Annotated in this window: 19 protein-coding genes; 4 read left to right on the top strand and 15 right to left on the bottom strand. The window is 73.1% G+C overall.

Going from position 1 to position 24,050, the window contains the following annotated elements; genetic code table 11:
- Nucleotides 1-57 precede the first annotated feature (57 nt).
- Nucleotides 58-438 carry a hypothetical protein gene (locus LZG04_RS36745; protein ID WP_233826069.1) on the top strand — a complete coding sequence of 127 codons (381 nt, stop codon included), beginning with the start codon at nucleotides 58-60 and terminating at the stop codon, nucleotides 436-438.
- Between the two features lie 79 nt (nucleotides 439-517).
- Nucleotides 518-1,054: a hypothetical protein gene (locus LZG04_RS36740; RefSeq protein ID WP_233826067.1), complete on the top strand. Its 537-nt coding sequence runs from the start codon at nucleotides 518-520 to the stop codon at nucleotides 1,052-1,054.
- On the opposite strand, the gene LZG04_RS36735 is transcribed toward LZG04_RS36740, so the two are convergent.
- Nucleotides 1,051-4,461: an ATP-dependent helicase gene (locus LZG04_RS36735; protein ID WP_374202968.1), complete on the bottom strand. Its 3,411-nt coding sequence runs from the start codon at nucleotides 4,459-4,461 to the stop codon at nucleotides 1,051-1,053. The genes LZG04_RS36740 and LZG04_RS36735 overlap by 4 nt on opposite strands.
- A gap of 70 nt (nucleotides 4,462-4,531) precedes the next feature.
- Nucleotides 4,532-7,696 (bottom strand): ATP-dependent helicase, encoded by a 3,165-nt coding sequence (locus tag LZG04_RS36730; protein WP_374202967.1) that lies wholly within the window; start codon nucleotides 7,694-7,696, stop codon nucleotides 4,532-4,534.
- 70 nt (nucleotides 7,697-7,766) lie between these two features.
- On the opposite strand from LZG04_RS36730, the gene LZG04_RS36725 reads away from it, so the two are divergent.
- Entirely contained in the window at nucleotides 7,767-8,090 is a 324-nt protein-coding gene (locus LZG04_RS36725; protein WP_233826065.1) for an MGMT family protein, read from the top strand.
- Here LZG04_RS36725 and LZG04_RS36720 read toward each other — a convergent pair.
- From LZG04_RS36720 to LZG04_RS36675, 10 genes are all read right to left on the bottom strand, one after another.
- Nucleotides 8,056-8,442: a tetratricopeptide repeat protein gene (locus LZG04_RS36720; RefSeq protein ID WP_233826062.1), complete on the bottom strand. Its 387-nt coding sequence runs from the start codon at nucleotides 8,440-8,442 to the stop codon at nucleotides 8,056-8,058. The genes LZG04_RS36725 and LZG04_RS36720 overlap by 35 nt on opposite strands.
- Complete coding sequence (locus LZG04_RS36715) at nucleotides 8,439-9,398, bottom strand: pirin family protein (RefSeq protein ID WP_233826060.1); 960 nt, start codon at nucleotides 9,396-9,398, stop codon at nucleotides 8,439-8,441. Before LZG04_RS36715 ends, LZG04_RS36720 begins: the two co-directional genes overlap by 4 nt.
- A 166-nt stretch (nucleotides 9,399-9,564) precedes the next feature.
- Nucleotides 9,565-10,230 carry a sirohydrochlorin chelatase gene (locus LZG04_RS36710; RefSeq protein WP_233826058.1) on the bottom strand — a complete coding sequence of 222 codons (666 nt, stop codon included), beginning with the start codon at nucleotides 10,228-10,230 and terminating at the stop codon, nucleotides 9,565-9,567.
- Nucleotides 10,227-11,342 carry a uroporphyrinogen-III synthase gene (locus LZG04_RS36705; protein WP_233826056.1) on the bottom strand — a complete coding sequence of 372 codons (1,116 nt, stop codon included), beginning with the start codon at nucleotides 11,340-11,342 and terminating at the stop codon, nucleotides 10,227-10,229. Before LZG04_RS36705 ends, LZG04_RS36710 begins: the two co-directional genes overlap by 4 nt.
- Nucleotides 11,339-11,659 (bottom strand): nitrite reductase small subunit NirD, encoded by a 321-nt coding sequence (nirD, locus tag LZG04_RS36700; protein WP_233826054.1) that lies wholly within the window; start codon nucleotides 11,657-11,659, stop codon nucleotides 11,339-11,341. Before nirD ends, LZG04_RS36705 begins: the two co-directional genes overlap by 4 nt.
- Complete coding sequence (gene nirB, locus LZG04_RS36695; protein ID WP_233826052.1) at nucleotides 11,656-14,160, bottom strand: nitrite reductase large subunit NirB; 2,505 nt, start codon at nucleotides 14,158-14,160, stop codon at nucleotides 11,656-11,658. The genes nirD and nirB overlap by 4 nt, the downstream gene beginning before the upstream one ends.
- Nucleotides 14,161-14,279: 119 nt before the next feature.
- Nucleotides 14,280-15,632, bottom strand: a complete 1,353-nt coding sequence (locus LZG04_RS36690; protein WP_233826050.1) for an MFS transporter — start codon at nucleotides 15,630-15,632, stop codon at nucleotides 14,280-14,282.
- Between the two features lie 100 nt (nucleotides 15,633-15,732).
- On the bottom strand, nucleotides 15,733-17,175 hold the full coding sequence (locus tag LZG04_RS36685) for an FAD-dependent oxidoreductase (RefSeq protein ID WP_233826048.1): 1,443 nt from the start codon (nucleotides 17,173-17,175) through the stop codon (nucleotides 15,733-15,735).
- On the bottom strand, nucleotides 17,172-19,145 hold the full coding sequence (locus LZG04_RS36680) for a molybdopterin oxidoreductase family protein (RefSeq protein ID WP_233826176.1): 1,974 nt from the start codon (nucleotides 19,143-19,145) through the stop codon (nucleotides 17,172-17,174). Before LZG04_RS36680 ends, LZG04_RS36685 begins: the two co-directional genes overlap by 4 nt.
- A gap of 176 nt (nucleotides 19,146-19,321) precedes the next feature.
- Nucleotides 19,322-20,116 carry a TIGR02569 family protein gene (locus LZG04_RS36675; RefSeq protein WP_233826046.1) on the bottom strand — a complete coding sequence of 265 codons (795 nt, stop codon included), beginning with the start codon at nucleotides 20,114-20,116 and terminating at the stop codon, nucleotides 19,322-19,324.
- 146 nt (nucleotides 20,117-20,262) lie between these two features.
- Here LZG04_RS36675 and LZG04_RS36670 point away from each other — a divergent pair, with 146 nt between their 5' ends.
- The gene (locus LZG04_RS36670; protein ID WP_233826044.1) at nucleotides 20,263-20,553 is read left to right on the top strand and encodes a hypothetical protein; all 291 of its coding nucleotides are present in this window, start codon (nucleotides 20,263-20,265) and stop codon (nucleotides 20,551-20,553) included.
- Nucleotides 20,554-20,707: 154 nt separating this feature from the next.
- On the opposite strand, the gene moeZ is transcribed toward LZG04_RS36670, so the two are convergent.
- The 3 genes from moeZ to LZG04_RS36655 all read right to left on the bottom strand — a co-directional run bounded on the left by moeZ (nucleotide 20,708) and on the right by LZG04_RS36655 (nucleotide 24,048).
- Entirely contained in the window at nucleotides 20,708-21,880 is a 1,173-nt protein-coding gene (gene moeZ / locus LZG04_RS36665) for an adenylyltransferase/sulfurtransferase MoeZ (RefSeq protein WP_233826042.1), read from the bottom strand.
- A gap of 101 nt (nucleotides 21,881-21,981) precedes the next feature.
- Nucleotides 21,982-23,007 carry a DUF3152 domain-containing protein gene (locus tag LZG04_RS36660; protein WP_233826040.1) on the bottom strand — a complete coding sequence of 342 codons (1,026 nt, stop codon included), beginning with the start codon at nucleotides 23,005-23,007 and terminating at the stop codon, nucleotides 21,982-21,984.
- A 57-nt stretch (nucleotides 23,008-23,064) separates the two neighbouring features.
- Nucleotides 23,065-24,048 (bottom strand): alpha/beta fold hydrolase, encoded by a 984-nt coding sequence (locus LZG04_RS36655; RefSeq protein ID WP_233826038.1) that lies wholly within the window; start codon nucleotides 24,046-24,048, stop codon nucleotides 23,065-23,067.
- Nucleotides 24,049-24,050 lie beyond the last annotated feature (2 nt).

Raw genomic sequence — 24,050 nt, 5'->3', positions numbered from 1 at the left:
TAGCCCCGCGCGAACCCTGCGGGCGCCGTGCGGCGGGCGGCGTGACAGGGTGTTCCCATGGAACCCACTCGTTCCCGTTCCTGGTCGGCGCTCGCGCTGGCCGGGCTGCTCGGCGCCGCGGGTGTCACGCACTTCGCCAAGCCGAAGCCGTACGACGCGATCGTGCCGCGCGCGCTGCCGGGCAAGCCCCGGACCTGGACGTACCTGTCCGGCGCGGCCGAGGTGGCGTTGGCGGCGGCGGTCGCCGTGCCGCGCACGCGGGGCGTGGGCGGGAAGCTGGCGGCCGGGTTCTTCGCGGCGGTGTTCCCGGCCAACCTCAAGATGGCCTACGACTACCGCACGAAGTCACCGAGGGTGAAGGCCATCGCCTACGGCCGGTTGCCGTTGCAGGTGCCGCTCGTCCTGTGGGCCTTGCGCGTGGGCCGCTCAACTCCCTGATCACTGTGAGCACTCGGTCCGACACCCAGCGCGGCCGAGGGTCTGTCATTGAAACCGCAACCAGTCCTAGGATGCCCGAGTGCAACCGCTCCTCCACCATGCCGCGTCGGCGTTGGGTTGGCGCGGCATCGTCGTGCCCGACGTCGCCGTGCTGGGCCATCAGGTGTCGGCCGTCGTGCGGGTTCGTGCCGATGTGCACGAGTGGCGCAGCGCGAACGGCTGGCCGCCGCAGGCGGACCCGTCGTGGTTCCGCTCGTGGTTCGAGCCGGCCGCGCACGACCAGTTGCCCGTGCCCGCGGTGGAGCTGGTCGGGGTGCTGGTGGGTGAGTCCACGGTGGACCGGGCGTTGCAGTCGTGCGGGACGTTGATGACGCTCGCGCCGTGCTCGGTGGTGCTGCCCGGGCCGCAGGGCGACCAGTCGTGGCCGTTGATCGAGCTGGACTACTACGGCATCGGCGTGGTCGCGGTGGACGAGGCGGGCACGGCCGAGCTGCTGGTGCCGCCGGAGGACCGGTCGACCGAGTTCGGGCCGTCGCTGTTCGGGCGGTGGCTGCTGGAAGTGCTCTACGACCGGGTGCTCCGGGAAGTGCCCGCGAACGCCCGGGTGACCACCTAGGCCGGGATCGACCGGATCAGCTCGCGCAGGCCGTCGGCGTCCAGCAGGTCGGCGGGGCGCAGCGTGTGGTCCTGGCGGACGTAGTGGAACGCCGCCCGCACCTTCTCCACCGGCGTGCCGGTCAGCGCCGCCCACGCCAGCCGGTAGGCGGCGAGCTGCACGGACAGCGCCGGCAGGCGGTCCTCGTCGGGCACCGCGCCGGTCTTCCAGTCGACCACGGTCCAGCCGCCGTCGTCGTCGGCGAACACGGCGTCCATCCGGCCGCGCACCGACAGGCCGTCGATCTCCGCCTCGAACGGCACCTCGACGTCGTGCGGCACGCGGTCGGCCCACCCGCTGGCCAGGAACGACTCCTGCAAGCGGGTCAGGTCGGCGTCGGGTGCCGCGCCCTCGTCGGCCGCGCCGGGCAGCTCGTCGAGGTCGAACAGGCGGCTCGCGCCGAACCGCTGCTCCAGCCACGTGTGGAACGCCGTGCCGCGGCGGGCCAGCGGGTTGGGCGGGAACGGCAGGGGGCGGCGCAGCCGGCGGGCGAGCAGGTCGGGGTCGGCCGCCAGCTCGACCAGTTGGCTGACCGACAGGTGGTCGGGCAGCACGACGCGTTCCCGGCGGTCGGCCGCGGCGGCGCGTTCGGCGAGGAGCACGTCGACGTCCCGCGCCCAGCCCTCCGGGTCGTCGAACGTGGAACCCGGTGGTTCCGGAGGTTCGACACCCGGGTCCGGGGTGGTCGGCTCGCGCGGGTCTTCGTCGTCGGGGGGTGGCTCGAAGTCGGGGGGTTCCGGGGGCAGGTCGCCGGCCGGCGGCTCCGGGACGAGGTCGGGTTCCGGGGTGGCGAGGTGGCGGTCCAGGGCGGCCAGGACCAGGTCCGCGCCCTCGGCCACGGCGGCGCGTCGCTTGCCCAGCGGGTCGTGGGGCCACTGGGCGGTCTTGGTCTGGGAGGCCAGCGGGTTCGGCTCGTCGTCGGCCGGGCGGGGGGCCCAGTGCGCGAGGTCGGCCGGCGGGTGGTCGGCGGCCAGCACCGACTCCCGGATCTCGGTCAGGAACGCCGAGGGCCCCTTCGGCTTGTCGCCCGTCTCGCCCCACCAGTGCCCCGACACCAGCAAGCTGTGCTCGGAACGGGTCAGCGCCACGTACAGCAGCCGCCGCTCCTCCACCAGCCGCCGGGCGTCGAAGTCCTCCTCGTGCCGGACGAGCGCCTCCTCCACCTCCTTGCGGTTGGCGTCGGGCGCGATGCGCAGCCTCGGCAGGTCCTCGGCGTCACCACGCAGGTCGGCGGGCAGCTCGGCCACCGAACGCAGCCAGCTCGACGACTTCTTCCGGCCCGGGAACACGTCCTTCACCACGTGCGGCACGGCCACGATGTGCCACTCCAGGCCCTTGGCCGAGTGCATGGTCAGCACCTGCACCCGGTTGTCGGCCACCTCCACCTCGCCGGGTTCCAGCCCGTCCTCGGCCTGCTCGGCGGTGTAGAGGTAGTCCAGCAGCGCGGGCAGGGTGGCCGACGGGCTGGCGGCGGCGAAGTCGTTCACCACGTCGGCGAACGCGTCCAGGTGTGCCCGCCCGACCCCGCCCGGCCGGGCCATCGCCTCGATGTCCAGCAACAACGTGCGCTCGACGTCGGCGACCAGCTCGGGCAGCGGCTGGTCCAGCCGCCGGCGCAACGCCGACAGCTCCCCGCCCAGCCGCCGGATCCGCCGGTAGCCCTCGGCGGAGTACGCGGTCGGGTCGCCCGGGTCGTCCAACGCGTCGGCGAGACCGGCCTGCTCGGCGTGCTCGCCGGGCAGCGCGTCGGCGATCACCGCCAACGGGTCGTTCGCCACGGCCTGCCTGCTCGGCGCGCCCGCCAGCTCGCGCGCCCGTGCCCACAGCGCGGCCAGGTCGTAGGCGGCGACCCGCCAGCGCGAACCGGTGAGCAGGCGGGCGGCGGCGGTGCCGGCCAGGGGGTCGACCAGCACCCGCAACGCGCTGGTCAGGTCGCGCACCTCGGGCTCGTCCAGCAGCCCGCCCAGGCCGACGACCTCGACCGGCAGACCGCGTTCCCGCAGCGCCGCCGCGATGTTCGCCATGTCCGAACGGCGGCGCACCAGCACCGCGGCGGTCGGCGGCTCGTCGCTGGTGTCCAGGTGCTGCTCCCACTGCGCGGCGACCGTGTCGGCCACCCAGTCCAGCTCCTGCCGCACGTCGGCGAACAACGCCACCCGCACGTCGCCGGGGCCCGCCCCGTCCCGGGCGCGCAGCTCGTCCACGTCCAGGCCCATGGCGCGCAGCGGCGCGGACACGGCGTTGGCCAGGGCCAACACCTCCGGCGGGTTGCGGAAGCTGGTGAGCAGGCCGTACTTCTTCGCGGGCGGGAAGTCGTGCACGAACCGGGGCAGGTTCGCCGCCGACGCGCCGCGCCAGCCGTAGATCGCCTGCGCCGGGTCGCCCACCGACGTCACGGGCATCGGCTCGCCCCGCCCGAACAACGACCGCAGCAGCACGCGTTGCGCGTGACCGGTGTCCTGGTACTCGTCCAGCAGCACGGCCCCGTAGCGCTCCCGTTCGCCGCGCACGACCTCCGGGTGCTCCGACGCCAGCCGGGCGGCCAGCGACATCTGGTCGGCGAAGTCCATCGCCGCCTCACGCCGCTTGCGCGCCTGGTACGCCTCCAGCAGCGGCAGGAGGTCGACGCGCAGGCGCTGGGCGTTCACCACGGCCTTCAGCGACTCCGGCAGGCCGTCGCGCTGCCGCGCGGTCTTGGGCGCGTTCTCGATGATCGCGCACAGCCGCTCGGCGTGCCGCCACAGCGCGACCGGCTCGACCAGGTGCTCCCCCAGCTCACCGGCCAGCGCGAGCAGGTAGCCGGTGACGGTCGCGGGCACCTTGTCGGTCTCGATGTCCTCGGTCCACGTCGACACCACGCGGTGCGCGAGCTGCCACGCGGCGGTCTCCGTCAGCAGCCGCACGCCCGGCTCCACGGGCAGCCGCAGGCCGTGCTCGCCGACGAGCCTGCCCGCGTAGGCGTGGTAGGTCAGGATCACCGGTTCGGTGGTCAGCACGGCGGCCCGCCGTTCGCCGCTGGGGTCGAGCCGGTCGAGCAACGACGAGCCGCCCAGCCGGCGCAGCCGCAGCCGCACCCGGTCGGAGAGCTGGCGCGCGGCCTTGCGGGTGAACGTCAGGCCGAGCACGCGGTCGGGCGTGACGAAGCCGTTCGCGACGAGGTAGACCACCCGGGCGGCCATGGTCTCGGTCTTGCCCGCGCCCGCACCGGCCACGACCAGCGCGGGCGCGGTGGGCGCGGCGATGACGGCGGCCTGCTCGGGGGTGGGCTTGGGCAGGCCGAGCGCCTCGGCGACCTCGAACGGGCTGGCGAGCGCCACCGGCTCACCCGCCACCCGTTCGACCCCGCTCGGCACGACCACGTCCCGCATTCTCCGTGGTCGGGTCGCGCCGGCTTCGGCGACCCGCAGGGCGGACCGGTATTGGCTGGTCAGACGTGCCCTACTGGCTCACCTGACGCCCCGACGAGTGCACCGGGCAGGTGGTGCGGGCCGGGCAGCGGTCACAGTCCGCGTTCTCGGCGGCCTGGTAGGACGGCCCGACGCTGGACCCGGCGGCGAGCTGCACGGCCTCCAGCCACACCCGCACGCCCTGCTCGTCCAGCGGGGCCTGCTCCCGCTCGACGGCCCCGGTCTTCTTGTCCTCCTTGGCCACGTACAGCAGCCGCGCGCCGCCCGGTTCGGTGGCCAGGCCCAGGTGCGTGAAGCCGCCCAGCGCCGACGCGAGCTGGTAGACGGCGAGCTGCGGGTGCTCCTGCGCGTCGTTCCTGCTCACCGGGGTCTTGCCGGTCTTGACGTCCACGACCACCGGCCGTCCGTCGCGGTCGGTCTCCAGGCGGTCGACCCGGCCGCGCACGCGCAGCTTCGGCCCGCCGTCCTGCCGGGGGATCTCGACGGAGATCTCCTCCTCGACCGCGACCTGGGTGAGCTGGGCGCGGCTGGACGCGAGCCAGGCCAGGAACGTGTCGAGCATCCGCTCCACCCGGATCCGCTCGCGGCGGGAGAACCAGGGCGCGCCCGCGTCCACCGCGGCCCACGCCTCGTCCAGCTTGACCCGCAGCTCCTTCTCGTCCGCGCCGGTCGCGGCGGCTTGCGCGAGGGCGTGCACGAGGGTGCCGGTGATGGACGCCAGCTCGGCCGGGTCCTGGCCGCCGTGCCGTTCGACGACCCAGCGCAGCGGGCACTTCGCCAGCGTCTCGACCGTGGACGGGGACACGCTGACCGTGTGCTCCTCCGTCCACAGAGGACTGTCCGTGGTGACGTCGGCCAGGCCGTACCAGGAGTCGGGGTGCGCGCCCGGCACGCCGTTGGCGGCCAGGCGGGCGAGCTGGGCGGCCGCGCGTTCACGGCGGGGCATCGGCTCGTCGTCGGAGCACACGACCCGGCGCAGCTCGCCGACCAGCTCGGCCAGCACGAGGCCGCGCTCGGGGGTGAACGTGGGGCGTTCCGGCTCGTCGGTGGACAGCTCCTCGATCTCGTCCAGGAACCGCGACGGCTGCTCGTCCTCACCGCGCACCGCGCTGACCAGCAGGGTGCGCCGGGCGCGGCCGGCGGCGACGAGGAGCAGGCGGCGTTCCTCGGCCAGGATGGGCGCGACCGCGGACACCGTCTCGGTCGACATGCCCGCGACCACGTCGACCATGCGTTCCACGCCCAGGAGCGAGCCGCGCAGCCGCAGGTCGGGCCAGCTGCCCTCCTGCACGCCCGGCACGGCCACGACCGTCCACTCGCGACCGGCGGCGGCGTGGGCGGTGAGCACCGACACCGCCTCGCCGGTGGGCGCGGCGGCGGCCAGGGTGTCGCCGACGATCTCCTGAGCGGCCAGGTAGTCGGCGAAGCCCTCCGCGCCCGAGCCGGGCAGCCGGTCGACGTACTTCGCGGCGGCCTCGAACAGGGCCACGATCGAGTCGAGGTCGCGGTCGGCCTGCATGCCGACGGTGCCGTGCCGGGCGGACTGGGCCACCCAGCGCGACTCCAGCCCGGTGGCCTGCCACAGCTCCCACAGCACCTGCTCGACGGTCAGGCCGTCGGCGATGCCCTTGCGCGCCTTGCGCAACAGGGCGGCGATGCGCCGGGCCGGCTGCGCCTCCGCGTCCTCCAGGGCGGCCAGGCGGTCGTCGGACTCGATCACCTCGACCAGCAGCTCGCCGCTGGGCCGGTCGCGACCGGCGGCCAGTTCCAGGCGGCGCAGGCCGCGGCGCAGGCGGCGCAGCGCGAGCGGGTCCGCGCCGCCCAGGGGGGAGGACAGCAGCATCGCGGCGGTGTCCTCGTCCAGCGAGCCGGGCACGGCCGCGCAGCGGAGCAGGGCCAGGAACGGCACGACGGCGGGTTGGCGGGCCAGCGGCAGCTCGTCGCGCGGCACGGCCACCGGCACGCCGGCGGCGAGCAGGGCGCGTTGCAGCACCGGGAGCGACCTGGTGGCGGACCGGGCCACGACGGCCATCTGCGACCACGGGATCTCGTCGATCAGGTGGGCACGGCGCAGCTGGTCGGCGACCCAGCTCGCCTCCTGGGCGGCGGAGGCGAACAGGCGGACCTGGACGTTGCCGTCGGTGTCGACGGGGCTGACCTCGCGGGTGGGTGACGCGCCGGGCAGGCGTGCGGCCAGCCGGCCCACGGCGGCGCGGATCTCCGGTGCCATGCGGTGGCCCGTGGTGAGGACCACCGCCGGCGCGTCGGCCTCGGACAGCAGGGACGGGTCGGCACCGCGGAAGGAGAACACGGCCTGGTCCGGGTCACCCGAGAGGATGAACTCCTGGGCGGCGTCACCGAGGACGCGGAGGAACTCGTACTGGAGCGGGTCGAGGTGCTGGGCGTCGTCCACGAGGAGGTGGCGGACGCGGCGTTGCTCGGCGGCCGCCACGTCCGGCTCGGTCTGGAAGGCGAGCAGCGCGCTGCCGACCAGCTCGGCGGCGTCGAAGGACGGCGCGTGCCCCTGGCCGCTGCTGGCGAGCAGGTTGACCTGTTCGTACTGGGTGGCGAACAGGCCGGCCGCGACCCACTCCTCGCGGTTGTGCTTGCGGCCCAGCTCGGTGAGGTCTTCCGGGGCCAGGCCGCGTTCGGTGGCGCGCAGCATCAGGTCGCGCAGCTCGTGGGCGAAGCCGGGGAGGGTGAGGGCCGGGCGCAGGCGTTCGGGCCACTTCGGCGCGCCCATGCTCACGTCGCCGGCGAGCAGTTCGCGCACCACGGCGTCCTGCTCGGGGCCGGAGAGCAGGCGGGGCGCCGGTTCGCCCCGGTGGACGGCCTGGGCGCGCAGGACGGCGAAGGCGTAGGAGTGGACCGTGCGGACCAGCGGTTCCTGGGTGGTCGGCAGAGCAGCACTGGTCCGCGCCCCGGTCAGCAGGCGGGTGATGTGGGCGCGCATGGCCTCGGCCGCGCGGCGGTTCGGGGTCAGGACCAGGATGTTCTCGGGGTGCACGCCGCGGTGCAGCACGCGGTGCGCCACGACTTCGGCCAGCAACGTCGTCTTGCCCGTGCCGGGGCCGCCGAGCACGCGCAGCGGACCGTCGGTGTGGTCGAACACGGCGCGTGCGGGCGCGTCCCAGTCGCGCCGGGGCTCGTCCTGCCGCACCCGGCGCACCAGCAACGGCGCTCGGTTCACTGCCACGCGAGCATGCAATCACAGACCCCCGACACGCTTCGCGAGGACTGTCGGGGGTTCGTGGAAAGCTGTGCGCGTGGACGAAGAGCTGCACGAGATGGTCCGCGAGGTCGTGCGCAAGATCCCCCGCGGCCGGGTCGCGACCTACGGTGACGTCGCCGACATCGCCCGCGCGCCGTCGCCCCGCCTGGTCGGGCAGGTGCTCAACCAGGACGGGCACGACCTGCCGTGGCACCGGGTGCTGCGCGCCAACGGCACGTGCGCGCCCCACATCGCGGACGAGCAGTTGCAGCTGCTGCGCGAGGAGGGCGTGGTGGCCGACGACGGCAAGGTCGACCTGCGCACGTACCGCTGGGAGGACGCGGTCAAGGAGAAGGAGGAACCTCCGGGGTTGTGGTGACGCGCGCCTGCACGCGCGCCACCTCGGAAGCGACTTCCGGGTCCTGCGTGATCACGGCGGCCAGGCGCAGGTGCGGCAGCGCGTCCGCGTGCCTGCTCTGGCGACTCAACGTGCGGCCCAGCAGCAGCCGCGTGTAGCCGTCGGACGGGTCCAGCTCCACCAGGGTGGTGAGGACCCGTTCGGCCTTGCCCAGGGCGGCGGACTGGAAGTGGGCCAGCGCGAGCTCGGTCAGCACGGTCCGGTCGCGCGGGGCGTGCTCGGCGGCTTCGGCCAGGTAGCGCGCCGCGCCGCTCGGGTCGCCGGAAGCGCGGAACATGCGTCCCTTGCGCAGCAGCTCCGTGACGTCGGTCATGACAGCTCCTCATCCGCCGAGGTGACGTGCGGGACGTGCGTGACGCCCAGTCGCCCGGCTTGGAAGTCTTCGACGGCTTGCAGGATCTCGGCCCGCGTGTTCATCACGAACGGGCCGTAACGCGCGACCGGCTCGCGCAGCGGGAGGCCGCCGAGCACGAGGACGTCCCAGGTCGTGTCGGCCCGCATGGTGAGCGCGGAGCCGCGGTCCAGGACGGCCAGGTGGCCTTCGTCGAGCGGGCGGCGGTCGGGGCCGACCGTGCCGCGGCCGGACAGCACGTAGACCATCGCGGTGAAGTCCTCCGGCCACGGGGTCGTCAGGTGGGCGTGCGGGCTGAGGGTGGCGTGCAGGTAGGTGATCGGCGTGTGGGTCGCGCCGGGGCCGCGGTGGCCCGCGACGTCACCCGCGATCACGCGGACCAGCGCGCCGCCGTCGTCGCTGGACAGCAGCACGGTGTCGGCCGCGGTGATGTCCTGGTAGCGGGGAGGGGTCCACTTGGCGGCCTTCGGCAGGTTGACCCACAGCTGCACGCCGTGGAACAGGCCGCCCTTGGCCACCAGTTCCTGCGACGGCAGCTCCGAGTGCAGCACGCCGGAACCGGCGGTCATCCACTGCGTGCCGCCGTTGGTGATCACACCGCCGCCACCGGTGGAGTCCCGGTGCTCGAAGACGCCGTCGATCATGTAGGTGACGGTCTCGAAGCCGCGGTGCGGGTGCCAGGGCGCGCCCTTCGCCTCGCCGGGGCCGTACTCGACCGCGCCCATGTGGTCCAGCAGCAGGAACGGGTCGGCGTCGGCGAGCTCGACGCCCGGGAAAGGCCGGCGGACCTGGAAGCCCTCGCCTTCGAGGAACCGCCGCGCCCGCACGACCCGGCGCACCTCGCGCCACGCGGTCGTGGCCTCGGGCAGCCGCGGCAGGCGCGGCAGGGTGAGGGTGTCGGCGGTGACGGCGGGCATGGCTGCCTCCTCGGACGGTGACCGCCCTGGTGCGGCGGTCTCGCCCGGGTCAACCTTGTTGAAGTCTCAACTATTCCGCCGTCACGACGGCCTGCCGCGCACCTGAGCGTTGAACTCGGGGGTCGCGAACGTAGGACACACGCGTTCTGAACGTAGGACTCTCGGGTCAGGCCACGTCTTGGAAGCAGCGGGCCTCGTAGTAGCGGAGCAGGACGGCTTCCACCACGCGCAGGTGCGCGCCGATCGGGGCGGCGACCACGGCAGCCCCGGAAGCGGCCACGACCCGGTGGAACAGGCCGGGCGCGAGCAGCCACGAGGCGACGGCCACGCGGCCCGACGCGGCGGCGACCACGTCGGAGATGCGCGGCTCGGCGGTGGCGGCGTAGCCGATGGTCACCGGGCCCACCCGGCGGGACAGGGCGGTGGCGACCTCGCGCACGTCGGCCAGGGCCCGCGGGTCCGACGACCCCGCGGCGGCCAGGACCACCGAGTCGCCCGGCGTCCAGCCCGCCTCGGTCAGGCGGGCGAGCAGCGCGGGCAGCAGGGCCGGGCCGATCGGGTCCGTGATCACGGTGTCCGGGTGGCCCGACGCCTCCACCTGGGCCGGGATGTCCACCCGGACGTGGTAGCCGGCGGCCAGGAAGGCGGGCACGACGACCGCCGGCCCGGACACCGACGACAGCACCGACGTGACGTCCGGTTGGCGTACGTCGGCGTAGGCCACGCGCACGGGCACGCCGCCGAGGCGGGCGCGCACGAGCGAGGCGATCTCTTCCACGACGACGGCACCGGCGGGGTCACGGGTGCCGTGCGCGACGAGCACGAGGGTCATACAGCCACTCCGGCGGGGTCCATGGCCAGGCGGTAACCGCGCTTGACGACGGTGGCGACCATGCGCGGCTCGCCCAGCGCCGAGCGCAGCCGGCCGATCGCGGTCTCGACGGCGTGCTCCTCGCCGCCGCTGGGCAGCGCCGCCAGCAGGTCGCGGCGGGACACCACCCGGCCGCGGGCGGCGGCCAGCACGCGCAGCACGGCCATCGGCGCGGGCGGGACGGGGCGCAGCTCGCCGTCCACCACCACGGCCTGGCCGCGCAGTTCGATGTCACGGGCGGCGATGCGCAGCCTGGTCGCCCGGGCGGGCAGTTCGAGGGTCAGCTCACGGGCCAGCGCGCCGATCCGGGCCCGCGCGGGCTGCACGACCGGGATGCCCGCCGCCACGAGCGGGCTCGCGGTGATCGAGCCGACGCCCACCACCAGCACGTCCCGGCGCAGCACCGAGGTCAGCTCGGTCAGCTTGCCCATGGCCTCGGCGGTCCGCAGCACGGACGCCGCCGCGGGCGCGCTGGTGAACGTGAGCGCGTCCACCTGCCCGGCCAGCACGGCCTCCAGCAGCCGTTCCAGCGGCGCGGGGTCGGACGGGCCGGTCCAGCGGTAGACGGGGACCTCCACGACCGTGGCACCGGCCGCGCGCAGGGTCGAGGTGAACTCCGGCAACGGCTCGCCGTGCAGCTGCACGGCGACGCGCCGACCCGCCACGCCGAAACGCAGCAGGTGGTCCAGCAGCTCGGCGTTGCGCTCCCCCTCCGGGGACCACTCCTCCACCAGCCCGGCGGCCCGCACCGCACCCCGCGCCTTCGGCCCCCTGGCCAGCACCCGCGCCCCGGACAGCCGCGACAGCAGCCGCGCGCCCAGGCCCCAGCCCTCCGCGGCCTCGACCCAGCCGCGGAAGCCGATGCCGGTGGTCGCCACGGCGAAGTCCAGCGGCTCCTCCACCACGGCCTTGGTCGCGGCCAGCAGCTCCGCGTCGTCGGGCAGCGGCACGATCCTGATGGCGGGACCGTGCAGCACGGTCGCGCCCTTGCGCTCCAGCAGCGCCGTGAGCTCGTCGGCCCGCCGGGCGGCGGTCACCCCGACCGTGTACCCGGCCAGCGGGGCGGCGGTCACGGCGACCCGACCTGGATCACACCGTCGGTCACGACCACCGGGTGCACCGGCACCCCGGTCGAGGGGTCGTCCAGGCACTTGCCGGTGGAGAGCTCGAACGCCTGCTTGTACACCGGCGACACGACCACCGGCACGCCGCCGCGGTCGCCGACGATGCCGCGCGACAGCACGGCCGCGCCGCTGAACGGGTCGATGTTGCCCAACGCGTGCACCGTCCCGGCCGAGGTCAGGAAGACCGCCACCTGGGAACCGTCGGGCAGCAGCGCCGCCACCCCCTGGTCGGGGCGCAGGTCGCTCAACTCGCACACGGGTGTCATCGGGATACCTCCGCCTGGCTGACACTGGGAACACCCAACAGGACCGGCACCTTCTGGCCGCGCTCCTCCCGGAACGAGATCGTCGGGTCGGGGGTGCCGGGCGCGTTGACGAACGAGGTGAAGCGCGACAGCTTCTCCGGGTCCTCCAGCACGCCGCGCCACTCGTCGGCGTAGTTGTCCACGTGCTTGGCCATCGCGGCCTCCAGGTCGGCGCAGATGCCGAGGCTGTCGTTGACGATGACGTCGCGCAGGTGGTCCAGGCCGCCTTCCAGCGACTCGATCCACGTCGACGTGCGCTGCAACCGGTCCGCGGTGCGGATGTAGAACATGAGGAACCGGTCGATCAGCTTGATCAGGGTCTCGGTGTCCACGTCGGACGCGATGAGGTCGGCGTGGCGCGGGGTGAAGCCGCCGTTGCCGCCGACGTAGAGGTTCCAGCCGTTCTCGGTCGCGATGATGCCGAAGTCCTTGCCGCGCGCCTCGGCGCACTCGCGGGCGCAGCCGGACACGGCGGACTTGAGCTTGTGCGGCGACCGCAGGCCGCGGTAGCGCAGCTCCAGCTCGATGGCCAGCGACACCGAGTCCTGCACGCCGTAGCGGCACCACGTGGTGCCGACGCACGACTTCACCGTGCGCAGCGCCTTGCCGTAGGCGTGCCCGGACTCGAACCCGGCGTCCACCAGGCGCTTCCAGATCTGCGGGAGCTGGTCGACGGTCGCGCCGAACAGGTCGATCCGCTGCCCGCCGGTGATCTTGGTGTAGAGCCCGAAGTCGCGGGCGACCTCGCCGATGACGATCAGCTTCTCCGGCGTGATCTCGCCGCCGGGGATGCGCGGCACGACCGAGTAGGTGCCGTTGCGCTGCATGTTGGCCAGGAAGCGGTCGTTGGTGTCCTGGAGGGTGGCCTGCTCGCCCTCCAGCACGTGCCCCTGGTCCAGCGAGGCGAGGATCGAGGCGACGGCGGGCTTGCAGATGTCGCAGCCGAAGCCGCGGCCGTGCCGGGAGATCAGCTCGGAGAACGTGGTGATGCCGGTCGAGCGGATGATCTCGAACAGGTCGGCGCGCGAGTGGTCGAAGTGCTCGCACAGCGCGCGGGACTGCTCGATGCCGCACTCGGACAGCAGCTTCTTCAGCATCGGCACGCACGAGCCGCAGCCGGTGCCCGCCTTGGTGCACGCCTTGATGCCCGGCACGTCGACGGCCTCGCCGGAGTTGACCACGTCGACGATGTGCTGCTTGGTGACCGCGTGGCACGAGCACACCTGGGCGTCGTGCGGGAGGGTCAGCTCGACGCCGCCCTCCGGCCCGATCAGCGCCACCGGGTCGCCCGGCACGGGCCTGCCGACCAGGGGCCGCAGCGACATGTACTTGGACGCGTCGCCGACCAGGATGCCGCCGAGCAGGGTCTTCGCGTCGTCGGACACCACGACCTTGGCGTAGGTGCCGGCCACGGCGTCGTTGACCACGACCTCCAGCGCGCCCTCCTGCTTGGCGTGCGCGTCGCCGAACGAGGCCACGTCGACGCCGAGGAGCTTGAGCTTGGTGGACATGTCCGCGCCCGGGAACTCCGCGGAGCCGCCGAGCAGCCGGTCGGCCACCACCTCGGCCATGGAGTAGCCCGGCGCGACGAGGCCGTAGACCATGCCGTCGAGGTTGGCGCACTCGCCGATGGCGTAGATGTGCTCGTCGGAGGTGCGGCACGCCTTGTCGACCACGATGCCGCCGCGCTCGCCGACGGTGAGGCCGAACGAGCGGGCCAGCTCGTCGCGCGGCCGGATGCCCGCGGAGAACACCACGACGTCCAGGTCCAGCTCCACGCCGTTGGACAGCTTGGCCAGCAGCCGGCCGCGGTCCTGTTCGATGGAGGTGGCCGACGTGCCCGTGTGCACGGTCAGGTCCAGCTTCTCCACCAGGCGCTTGAGCAGGCCGCCGCCGCCCTCGTCCACCTGCAGCGGCATCAGCCGCGGCCCCAGCTCCACCACGTGCGGCGAGATGCCCATGCCGCGCAGCGCGTTGGCCGCCTCCAGGCCGAGCAGGCCGCCGCCGAGCACCATGCCCGCGTGCCGGCCGACGCTGCGCGCCGACTCGACCGTGGCGCGGATGCCGTCGAGGTCGTCGATGGTGCGGTAGACGTGGCAGCCGGGCAGGTCACGGCCGGGCACCGGCGGCACGAACGGCACCGAGCCGGTGGCCAGGACCAGCGCGTCGTACGGCTGGACCCGGCCGCGCTGGGTGCGCACGACCTTCGCCTCGCGGTCGAGGTGCACCACCTTGTCGTCCAGGTGCAGCTCGACGGCGTCGTCGTCGTGCGGCGCGAGGCTGAGCGACCCGGCGTCCCAGCTGTCGACGTAGGACGACAGCGCGACCCGGTCGTAAGCGGGACGGGTCTCCTCGGCGAACACGACGATCCGCCACTGACCGGTGACGTCCTTCTCGCGGAGGGCCTCCACGAGCCGGTGACCGACCATGCCGTGACCGACCACCACCAGCGTTCGCGTCATGGGACCAATCCCTTCTTCCGCCCAGGTCAATGCTCACCGGGCACCGTGTCGTGCCAAGGTCGCGAATGTTGCGCAGGCGTTAAAGCAGCCTCACGCCGCACTTCAGAGGGTTGTGTGCGTCACACGCCGGCGTAGGCCAGGCTCGGCACGCGGGAGAAGACCCGCCGACGCATGTAGAACCACCAGGTGGTGGCCATGCACAGGCCGTAGAACACCAGGAACGCGGTGAGCGCGGGCGCGAGCGTCTTGCTGCCCTCGAGCGAGAACTTGAACACCAGGTTGACCAGCACGCCGCCGAACGCGCCGATCGCGCCCGCGATGCCCACCACGGCCGCCGCCTGCCGCTTGGCCGAGCGCACGTCCGCCGTCTGCGCGGCGAAGATCGCCGGGATCATCCGGTAGGTGGAGCCGTTGCCCACCCCGGCCAGCACGAACAGCGCGATGAACGAGCCGAAGAACAGCCCGAAGCTGCGGACCTCGATGCTGACCAGCAGGCCGACGGTGCCGACGGCCAGGCCGAGGAACACGGCCATGGTCATCCGCGCGCCGCCGAACCGGTCCGCGAGCCACCCGCCGAACGGCCTGCTCACCGAGCCGATGAGCGCGCCGAGGAAGGCCAGCCCGACGAAGCTCTTGTACTCCACGAAGCTCAGCTTGATCAGCGACGGGAACGCGAACGAGAAGCCGATGAACGAGCCGAACGTGCCGATGTACAGGAACGACATCACCCACGTGTGCTTGTTCGACAGCGCCTTCTTGTACGACGTGCCGTCCGGCTTGGCCTGCGTGAGGCTGTCCATGAGGAACCACGCGCACGCGGCGGCGACGATGATGAACGGCATCCAGAACAGCGCCGCGTAGGCCAGGTTGACGCCCGTGCCGATGGAGATCACGATCGGCACGATGAGCTGCACCATCGCCACGCCGAGGTTGCCGCCCGCCGCGTTGAGGCCGAGCGCCAGGCCCTTCTTGCCCTCGGGGTAGAAGAACGAGATGTTCGCCATCGAGGACGAGAAGTTGCCGCCGCCGAAGCCCATCGCGGCCGACGTGAGCAGGAAGAACCAGTACGGCGTGCCGGGGTTGCTCACCGCGATCGCCAGCATGGTGGTGGGGATCAGCAGCAGGCCCGCGCTGACCGTGGTCCACGCCCGCCCGCCGAACCTGGGCACCGCGAACGTGTAGGGGATGCGCAGCACCGCGCCGACCAGGTTCGGCACGATGAGCAGCCAGAACGTCTGGCCGACGCTGAAGGCGAAGCCGACCGAGCCCAGGCTCACGACGACGATGCTCATCAGGCTCCACACCGTGAAGCCGAGGTTCTCCGCCAGGATGGAGAAGAACAGGTTCTTGCGGGCGATCCTCTTGCCGGTCGCCTCCCAGAACGAGGGGTCTTCCGGCTCCCAGTGCTCGATCCACCGACCACCGCGTTTCGCCTGGGGCGCAACGCTCTGGGTCTCCACCACCGTGCTCATTGGACCCTCCCGGACACCGATTTCCCGTTGCAGGAACCGTAAGAACGGTCCGTTACCCCGACGTTCGGACAGGTGTCGTCGGCGGCAACTCCCGCGCACATCACGCGGTCTGGGGCTGTGAGGCGGCGAGCCAGTCGACGATGCCGCACACCGCGTCCTTGCAGCCGCCGCAGCCGGTGCTCGCGCGGGTGACCTCGGCGATCGAGGACAGCGTCGTCGCGCCCGCCCGCCAGGCGCTGACCAGTTGGCCCTTGCTGACCGTGTTGCACCGGCACACCACCGCGGAGGCGGGCAGGTCGGCGGGGCTGGCCTCGTTCTCGGCGGGCAGCGCCCGGCCCAGCAGCAGCGCGAGCCGGTCGGTCGGCGCGGGCAGGCCGCGGTCGAAGAGCTGGGTGATGGCGGCCGCCGCGTCCGGCGCGCCGAGCACGATGGCGCCCGTGACCTTGTCGTCGCGCAGCACGAGCTTGGCGTACCGGCCGCGCGCCGGGTCCTGGAAGCACAGCACCTCGTCGTCGGGCGAGTCGACGCCCACGTGCACGTCGCCCAGCGCGGCCAGGTCGACGTCACGGGCCTTGAGCCTGGTCACGACGGTGGTGCCGGCGTAGCGCGAGGCCGGGGCGACGCCGGTGAGCCGGTCGGCGAGCACGGCCGCCTGCTCCCAGGCGGGCTGGACCAGGCCGGACACCGTGCCGACGTGCTGGGCGCAGTCGCCGATGGCGTGCACCCGGGGGTCGCTGGTGCGCAGCGCGTCGTCCACGAGGACACCCCGGTCGACCTCGATGCCCGCCTCCTCGGCGAGGCCGGTCTCCGCGCGCACGCCCGCCGAGACGACGACCAGGTCCGCGGGCACGTGCGTGCCGTCGTCGAGCTCCAGGCCCTCGCCGGGCACGTACTGCGTGGCCAGCACGCCGAGCCGGAACTCGATGCCCAGGCCGCGCAACGTGGTCGCGAGCACCCGGCCGGCGCCCGCGTCGAGCTGGCGTTCCATCAGGTGCCCGACCGGGTGCACGACGGTGACCAGGCAGCCCCGGCCGGCCAGGCCGCGCGCGGCCTCCAGGCCGAGCAGCCCGCCGCCGAGCACGGCGACCGGCGTGCCGGGCGAGGCCTTGGCCACGATCCGGGCGCAGTCGTCCAACGAGCGGAACGCCACCGCGCCGGGGGCCAGGTCGCCGTTGCCGTCGAGCAGGCCGGGCGTCGGCGGCACCCACGACCGCGCGCCCGTGGCCAGCACCAACGCGTCGTAGGGCACCTCGGTGTCGCCGACGTGCACGACCCGGCGGGTGCGGTCGATCTTGGTGGCGGAACCGCCCAGCCGCAGGTCGACGTGGTGCTTGGCGGCCCAGTCGTCGTCGTGCAGCCGCACCGCGTCGGGGGTGAGCGACCCGGCCACCACGCTGGAGAGCAGGACCCTGTTGTAGGCGTGGTGCGCCTCGTCGCCCAGCACGGTGACCGAGACGCGGTCCGCCTTCGGGTCGCGGCGCCGGATCTCGTCGGCCAGCCGGGCACCGGCCATGCCGTAGCCCACGATGACAACGTTCCTCATACCGACTCCAATCGGACCGCGCACACCTTGAACTCGGGCATCCGGCTGGTCGGGTCCAGCACCGGGTTGGTCAGCAGGTTGGCCCGGCCCTCGCCCGCGTAGTGGAAGGGCAGGAACACCACGTCGATCCGCATGGACGGCACGCAGCGCACCCGCGCCACGGTCCGGCCGCGCCGCGAGACGACGGCCGCCAGCGCGCCGTCGGCCAGGCCGGCACGGGTCGCGGTGTCCGGGTGGACCTCCACGTACGCCTCGGGCTCGGCCCGGTTCAGCTCGGGCACCAGCCGGGTCTGCGCGCCGGACTGGTAGTGCTGGAGCACGCGGCCGGTGGTGGCCTGCAACGGGTAGTCGCCGTCGGGCAGCTCGGCGGGCCCGCGGTGCTCGACCGGGACGAACCTGGCCCGGCCGTCGGGGTGGGCGAAGCGGTCGAGGAACGTGCGGGGCGTGCTCTCGCGGACGACGGGCCAGTGCAGTGCCTCGCCCTGGCGCAGGCGTTCGTAGGTCACGCCCGAGTAGTCTGCGACGCCTCCCGCCGAGGCCGCTCGGAGTTCCTCGAACACCACTTCGGGTTCGGTCGGGAACCGTTCGGCCGGTTGCCCCAGACGGGTGGCGAGGCCGCGCAGCACGTCGAGGTCGCTGCGCACGCCCTCGGGCGGGGCCACCGCGACCTGGCGCAGCAGGATGCGGCCTTCGAGGTTGGTCATCGTGCCGCTCTCCTCGGCCCACTGCGTGACCGGCAGCACGACGTCGGCGACCGCGGCCGTCTCCGACAGCACCAGGTCGGCCACGACCAGCAGGTCCAGCGCCTGGAGCCGGTCGGCGACGTGCTGGGAGTGGGGCGCGGAGACGATGACGTTGCTGCCGAACACGAGCAGCGCCTTCGGGCCGTCCGGCTGGCCGAGCGCGTCGAGCAGCTCGTAGGCGGACCGGCCGGGACCGGGCAGGTCGTCCACGCCCCAGACGTCCATGACGTGCGCGCGGGCCGCCGGGTCGTCGATCTTGCGGTAGCCGGGGAGCTGGTCGGCCTTCTGGCCGTGCTCGCGCCCGCCCTGGCCGTTGCCCTGGCCGGTGAGGCAGCCGTAGCCGGAGTACTTCGTGCCGGGCAGGCCCAGCGCGAGCGCCAGGTTGATCCACGCCGACACGGTGTCCGCGCCGCTGGCGTGCTGCTCGGCGCCGCGGCCGGTGAGGACGTAGGCGTTGTGCGCCTCGGCCAGGATGCGGACCGCCGCGCGCTGGTCGGCCACCGGCACGCCGGTGACCCGCTCGACGCGTTCCGGCCACCAGGTCGCGGCGATGCGCCAGGCTTCGTCGAAACCGGTGGTGCGGTCGTCGAGGTACCGCTGGTCGAGGTGGCCGTCGGCCACGGCGGTGTGCAGCAGGCCCAGCGCGAGCGCCAGGTCCGTGCCGGGCGCCGGTTGCAGGTGCAGGGTGGCCAGCTCGGCGGTCGGCGTGCGCCGGGGGTCGACGACGATCAGCTCGGCGTTCTTCAGGTGCTGCACGAACGGCGGCATGGTCTCCGCCGGGTTGCCGCCGACCAGCAGGATCGCGTCCGCGCGGTCGAGGTCGGTGACCGGGAACGGCAGGCCGCGGTCCAGGCCGAAGGCCTTCAGCCCGGCGGCGGCGGCGCTGGACATGCAGAACCGGCCGTTGTAGTCGATCTGCGAGGTGCCCAGCGCGACCCGGGCGAACTTGCCCAGCAGGTAGGACTTTTCGTTGGTCAGGCCGCCGCCGCCGAACACGCCGACCGAGTCGGGGCCGTGGGTGTCGCGCAGGTCCTTGAGCTTGGCCGCGACGAAGTCGAGGGCTTCGTCCCAGGTGGCGGGCCGCAGCTCGCCGTCGCGGCGGACCAGGGGCGTGGTGAGGCGGGACGGCGAGGTGAGCAGCTCGGCCGACGTCCAGCCCTTCTGGCACAGGCCGCCGCGGTTGGTCGGGAACTCGCGCGGCGACACCTTGCCGTCGGTGATGGACATCGCGCACTGCAACGCGCAGTACGGGCAGTGCGTGGCGACGCTCGTGCCGGCGTGGGTGTCGATGCTCGCGGAGGCGGTCACGAGCCCGACGGTAGGAAGCGGCTGTTAACGGCAGAACGTGGAATGTTTCGTCCACGCGAACTTAGCTGCTCCGGGCCCGCGGACCGCGGGTGAGGTCACAGCAGCTCGACGACCTGTGCGGCCGTTCGCTCAAGCCCGACCAGAGATTGTCTGCTCGAACGGGGGTGCAGGGCGTGGACCGCGAGCCGGAACAGGGTCGCCCGCAGGAGGATTTGCGGCCACTCGTCCAGGTGCGCCCAGCGCTGGAGCAGGCCGTGATCCGCGCCACCCCACGACAGCGCGTCGACCACGACGACCGCCGCGCCGTAGGGGGCGGGCCGCCAGTAGGCGACGAAGTCGATGATCGCCGGGGCCGCGTCACCGGCGAACAGCACGTTGCCGAACAGGTCGCCGTGCACCACCTGCGGCTTGAGCCCGACGGGCTTGCGGTAGGCCGCGGTGAGCTCGAACAGCCGGCCGCCCAGGTCGGGGTCGAGGTCGGCCTTCTCCTCGTCCCACGCGCAGCGGTCGGCGGTGGCGAACAGGTCGGTGCGGGCGTCCAGGAAGCGGGGCTTGGGCAGCTCGGCGGTCGCCCGGTGCAGCTTGACGGCCACGTCCACCACCTCGTCGTGCCGCGGCTCGGCCCGGCCGGAGAGGTACTTCGTCGCCGCCCAGCCGCCCACGACGTAGCGGCCGTCGGTGGAGCGCAGGGGTCGTGCGATGCGCAGGTTCTCGACGTCGAGCACGTCGAGGGTCTTGGCGACCCAGGTGGCCTCGGCCGGCTTGCCCGCGGGCCGGATGGCCGCGTCACCGCACCGCCACGCCGGGCCGCCGTCGATCAGCTCCGGCTCGGCGTCGCGCGCGCCGAACGCGGCGCGCACGTGCGACGGTGGCGGCTCCGGAGTGGTCACGGCCGGCACGCTACCTGCACGGGGCCTTCGGTTGGTGGACGTGAGGGGTTCGAACACGTGGTGTCCACGCGTTCGGCGTAACCGCATTATTGCGGTTACGACGGGTATGTGCTGGATGTGACCTGAAACACGCGGCTGTGGTCGTCGTGAGCTTGCGCCACCCGGTGCGCGCGATCGTCCTGGACGAGGAGGACCGCATCCTCCTGTGCCGCCTGGAGCTGCCCGAGATCGTGGTGTGGACGCGGCCGGTGTGGCGGCACGAGGCGGTCGAGCCGGGGTACGCGGAGGGTCACGAAGGGGTGGTGAACGAGTACTTCCTCGTCCGGGTCGCGTCGTTCGAGCCGCGCGGGGCGATGACCGATCGTGAACCGGCGGCCGAGAACGTCAGCGGCCGGCGGTGGTGGTCGCTGCCGGGGATCGCCGGGTTTCGCGGGTGACGGGTCGGGTGACGTCGTGGAGCTCGGGCCGTGAAGCCCCGGCCTCGACGGGTCCGCGTTCGCTCCGGCCCGGAATTGTCAGTCCCACCTGCGAGAATAAAAACAGGGGTCCCCTGGGCGGGGACCCCTGCGTGGCGTGGTCGGTCGGTGCGGGTCAGTAGGTCGGCAGGCTCGGGTCGACCTCGCGGGCCCAGGCGAGCACGCCGCCGCCCACGTGCACGGCGTCCTTGAAGCCCGCCTTGTGCAGGACGGCCAGGGCCTCGGCCGAGCGCGCGCCCGACTTGCAGTGCAGGACGACCTGCTTGTCCTGCGGCAGCTCGGCGAACGCCTCGCCGGACAGGATGCGGTCCTTCGGGATCAGCACCGAGCCCGGGATCTTCACGATCTCGTACTCGTGCGGCTCGCGGACGTCGACCAGCAGGAAGTCCTCGCCGCTGTCCTGCTTCTGCTTCAGCTCCAGCGGCGTGATCGTGTTGCCCGCGGCGGCCTGCTGGGCGTCGTCGGACACCACGCCGCAGAACGCCTCGTAGTCGATCAGCTCGGTGATCTTCGGGCTCTCCGGGTCCTTGCGGATCTTGATGGTCCGGTAGGACATCTCCAGGGCGTCGTAGACCATGAGCCGGCCGAGCAGCGGGTCGCCGATGCCGGTCAGCAGCTTGATCGCCTCGGTCACCATGATCGAGCCGATCGACGCGCACAGCACGCCCAGGACGCCACCCTCCGCGCACGACGGCACCATGCCGGGCGGCGGCGGCTCGGGGTAGAGGTCGCGGTAGTTGAGGCCCTGGCCGTTCGGCGCGTCCTCCCAGAAGACGCTGACCTGGCCCTCGAACCGGAAGATCGAGCCCCACACGTACGGCTTGCCCAGCAGCACGGCCGCGTCGTTGACCAGGTACCGGGTGGCGAAGTTGTCCGTGCCGTCCAGGATCAGGTCGTAGTCGCGGAAGATGTCGAGCGCGTTCTCCGAGCTGAGGTGGGTCTGGTGCAGCACCACCTTCACGAACGGGTTGATCTCGGCCACCGAGTCGCGCGCCGACTCCGCCTTCGGCCGGCCGATGTCGGACTGGCCGTGGATGACCTGCCGCTGGAGGTTCGACTCGTCGACGACGTCGAAGTCGATCACGCCCAGCGTGCCGACGCCCGCCGCCGCGAGGTAGAGCAGGGCGGGGCTGCCCAGCCCGCCGGCCCCGACGACCAGGACCTTCGCGTTCTTCAGCCGCTTCTGCCCGTCGACCCCGACGTCCGGGATGATCAGGTGGCGGCTGTAGCGCGCTACTTCTTCCTTGGTCAGCTCCGCTGCGGGCTCCACGAGCGGCGGAAGCGCCATCTGAGTCCTCCTCGACGAAACATGTCCTGTACCGACGGACAACACCAGCCTGCCCGTCCGTCTTCCCGCATGGGAAGTCGTCCCAAGGCGCGGGACACCCGCTACTGCGGCGCGACCGGGAACGGGTTGGGGGTGCAGACCAGGCCGTTGGCCTCCACGGCGTAGCGGTTGGTGGCGTCGACCGAGTTCAGCTGGGCGACGTAGTCGTTGGCCACCCCGAACGACTGCTGCATCATCACGGGCGCGGCCTTGCCGTTCTCCTTGCAGCCCTCGTGCGGGTTCTTCAGCACGTGGCCGACCTCGTGGTTGATCGCGTAGGTCCGGTACGCGCTCAGGTCGCTGCCGTAGACCTTGCCGCCGCGCACCCACCGGGCCGTGTTGATGATGACCCGCTTGGACAGGTCGTGCCAGCACGACGACTCGAACTTGATCTGGTAGCCGCACATGGCGTGGGTGGTGCTGGTGGTGGTCAAGCTCACGGTGAAGTCGACCGGTCCGCTGTCGACGCGCTGCATGGACACCTGGCCGGTGCCGATCCAGCTGCGCGGGTCGGCCAGGATCCCGTCGACGGTGCGCGCGAACGCCTCGCGGTCGCCGTTGTAGTCGGCCGGCTCGACGCCGTCCTCGATGGCGATCGCGTACCGGTAGAGCTTGCCGCCGGAGCCCGCCTGCGGCGTCGTGCCCGGGACCACGGCGAACGTGCCCGCGCCCTGCTCGGAGAACTTCGGCCCGTCCGGCAGCTGCGCGGTGGGGAAGTTCTTCAGGTCGATGTCGACCGGCGGCTTCTCGGTCGCCTCGGGCGGCCCGGACGTGGTCGCCGTCGTGGTCTGCCCGCCGGTCTGGGTGTCGCCGCCGGCGACCGTCGACGGCGTGGCGGTGTCCAGCACGACCAAGGCCGTGAGCACGAGCAGCACGGGGATGGCGTAGATCCGCCAGCCGTAGCCCGCGACCAGCCCCTTCACGCCCCGAGGACGCTTGCGCCGCCGGCGGCCGACCGGTTCCCAGGACGCGGCCAGCGGCTCACCGCCGGTGCGGCGCGCGCCCCGGCGGTAGCGTTCTTCGGACAACGGCGGCCGGTCATCGGCGGACGGCGGCGTGTCACGCGCGCCCTGCGACGTCCGGTTCACGGCGACCAGGGTGCCACAAACCCACCCGGATGGCGGATCCGGAGGTGGCCCGCCGCGTCACCACTCGTGCCGCTCGACCGCCTCCCACATGCCCACCACGGCCCGCGCCACGGACACCGGCCGTTCCATCTGGGCCACGTGGCCCGTGCGCGGCAGCACGAGCAGCCGGCCGCGCGGGATCAGCCGCGCCACCCGCGGCGCCTTGCGCACGCTGACCAGCCGGTCCTCGGTGCCCCACACGACCAGCGTCGGCGCGGTGATCTTCGGCGGCAGCAGCCACATCGACCTCGACCGCGGCACCAGCCACGACCGGATGAGGTCGATCGTGCTGGCGCTGAGCGCGTCGCCCGCCCACGCCTGCGCCGACCGCTCGCTGTACTCCCGCTCGCTCTGCTCGATCCGGTGCGCCGGCACCGAGTCGGGGTCGGCGAAGCACAGCCGCAGCATCTGGTGGGTGCGTTCACGGGCCGTGACCAGCGCCAACTGCTCGCGCACCCGCGGGCCGACCACCGGCAGGAACGCCAGCGGCAGCCGCCGGTCCGACACCCGGCGCAGGCTCGGCCGCAGGTCCGGCACGGCGGGTGAGACCAGGGTCAGGGTGCGCACCAGGTCGGGCCGGGTGGCGGCCACGATCAACGTGATCGCGCCGCCCATGGAGTTGCCGAACAGGTGCACGGGCCCCGCGCGCAGCGACTCGATGTACTCGGTGACGACCCGCGCGTGCGTGGCCATCCGGAAGTCGTAGCCGTCGATCGGCTCGGAGCGGCCGAACCCGGGCAGGTCCAGCGCGTGGCCCTCGACGTGCTCGCGCAGCTGCGCGGCCAGGTCGGTCCAGTTGGTCGACGAACCGCCCAGTCCGTGCACGTAGACGGCCTTCGGGTCGGCCGGTCCGGGCGTGCGGCGGACGTGCACGCCGTGCCCGCCGACGTCGACGCAGTCACCTGGCCACGGCTCGGTCGTTGTGTCCAGCGGAGGCAGCGGCGCGGTGGACAGGGGCACGTGGGTGATGGCGGATCTGCGCGCCTCCAGCGTCTCGGTCACCA

The organism is Saccharothrix sp. S26, assembly GCF_021390395.1.
Lineage (GTDB): Bacteria > Actinomycetota > Actinomycetes > Mycobacteriales > Pseudonocardiaceae > Actinosynnema.
The sequence above is the reverse complement of the archived record's forward strand: the minus strand, read 5'-3'. Positions and strand labels throughout refer to the sequence as shown.

What these genes read in the sequence shown, in the direction of transcription:
- moeZ (WP_233826042.1), bottom strand. Translation starts at nt 21,880, where the DNA reads ATGGCGCTTCCGCCGCTCGTGGAGCCCGCAGCGGAGCTGACCAAGGAA.
- LZG04_RS36745 (WP_233826069.1), top strand. Translation starts at nt 58, where the DNA reads ATGGAACCCACTCGTTCCCGTTCCTGGTCGGCGCTCGCGCTGGCCGGG.
- nirB (WP_233826052.1), bottom strand. Translation starts at nt 14,160, where the DNA reads ATGACGCGAACGCTGGTGGTGGTCGGTCACGGCATGGTCGGTCACCGG.
- LZG04_RS36715 (WP_233826060.1), bottom strand. Translation starts at nt 9,398, where the DNA reads ATGCCCGCCGTCACCGCCGACACCCTCACCCTGCCGCGCCTGCCGCGG.
- LZG04_RS36690 (WP_233826050.1), bottom strand. Translation starts at nt 15,632, where the DNA reads ATGAGCACGGTGGTGGAGACCCAGAGCGTTGCGCCCCAGGCGAAACGC.
- LZG04_RS36720 (WP_233826062.1), bottom strand. Translation starts at nt 8,442, where the DNA reads ATGACCGACGTCACGGAGCTGCTGCGCAAGGGACGCATGTTCCGCGCT.
- LZG04_RS36735 (WP_374202968.1), bottom strand. Translation starts at nt 4,461, where the DNA reads ATGCGGGACGTGGTCGTGCCGAGCGGGGTCGAACGGGTGGCGGGTGAG.
- LZG04_RS36680 (WP_233826176.1), bottom strand. Translation starts at nt 19,145, where the DNA reads ATGTCCATCACCGACGGCAAGGTGTCGCCGCGCGAGTTCCCGACCAAC.
- LZG04_RS36710 (WP_233826058.1), bottom strand. Translation starts at nt 10,230, where the DNA reads ATGACCCTCGTGCTCGTCGCGCACGGCACCCGTGACCCCGCCGGTGCC.
- nirD (WP_233826054.1), bottom strand. Translation starts at nt 11,659, where the DNA reads ATGACACCCGTGTGCGAGTTGAGCGACCTGCGCCCCGACCAGGGGGTG.
- LZG04_RS36685 (WP_233826048.1), bottom strand. Translation starts at nt 17,175, where the DNA reads ATGAGGAACGTTGTCATCGTGGGCTACGGCATGGCCGGTGCCCGGCTG.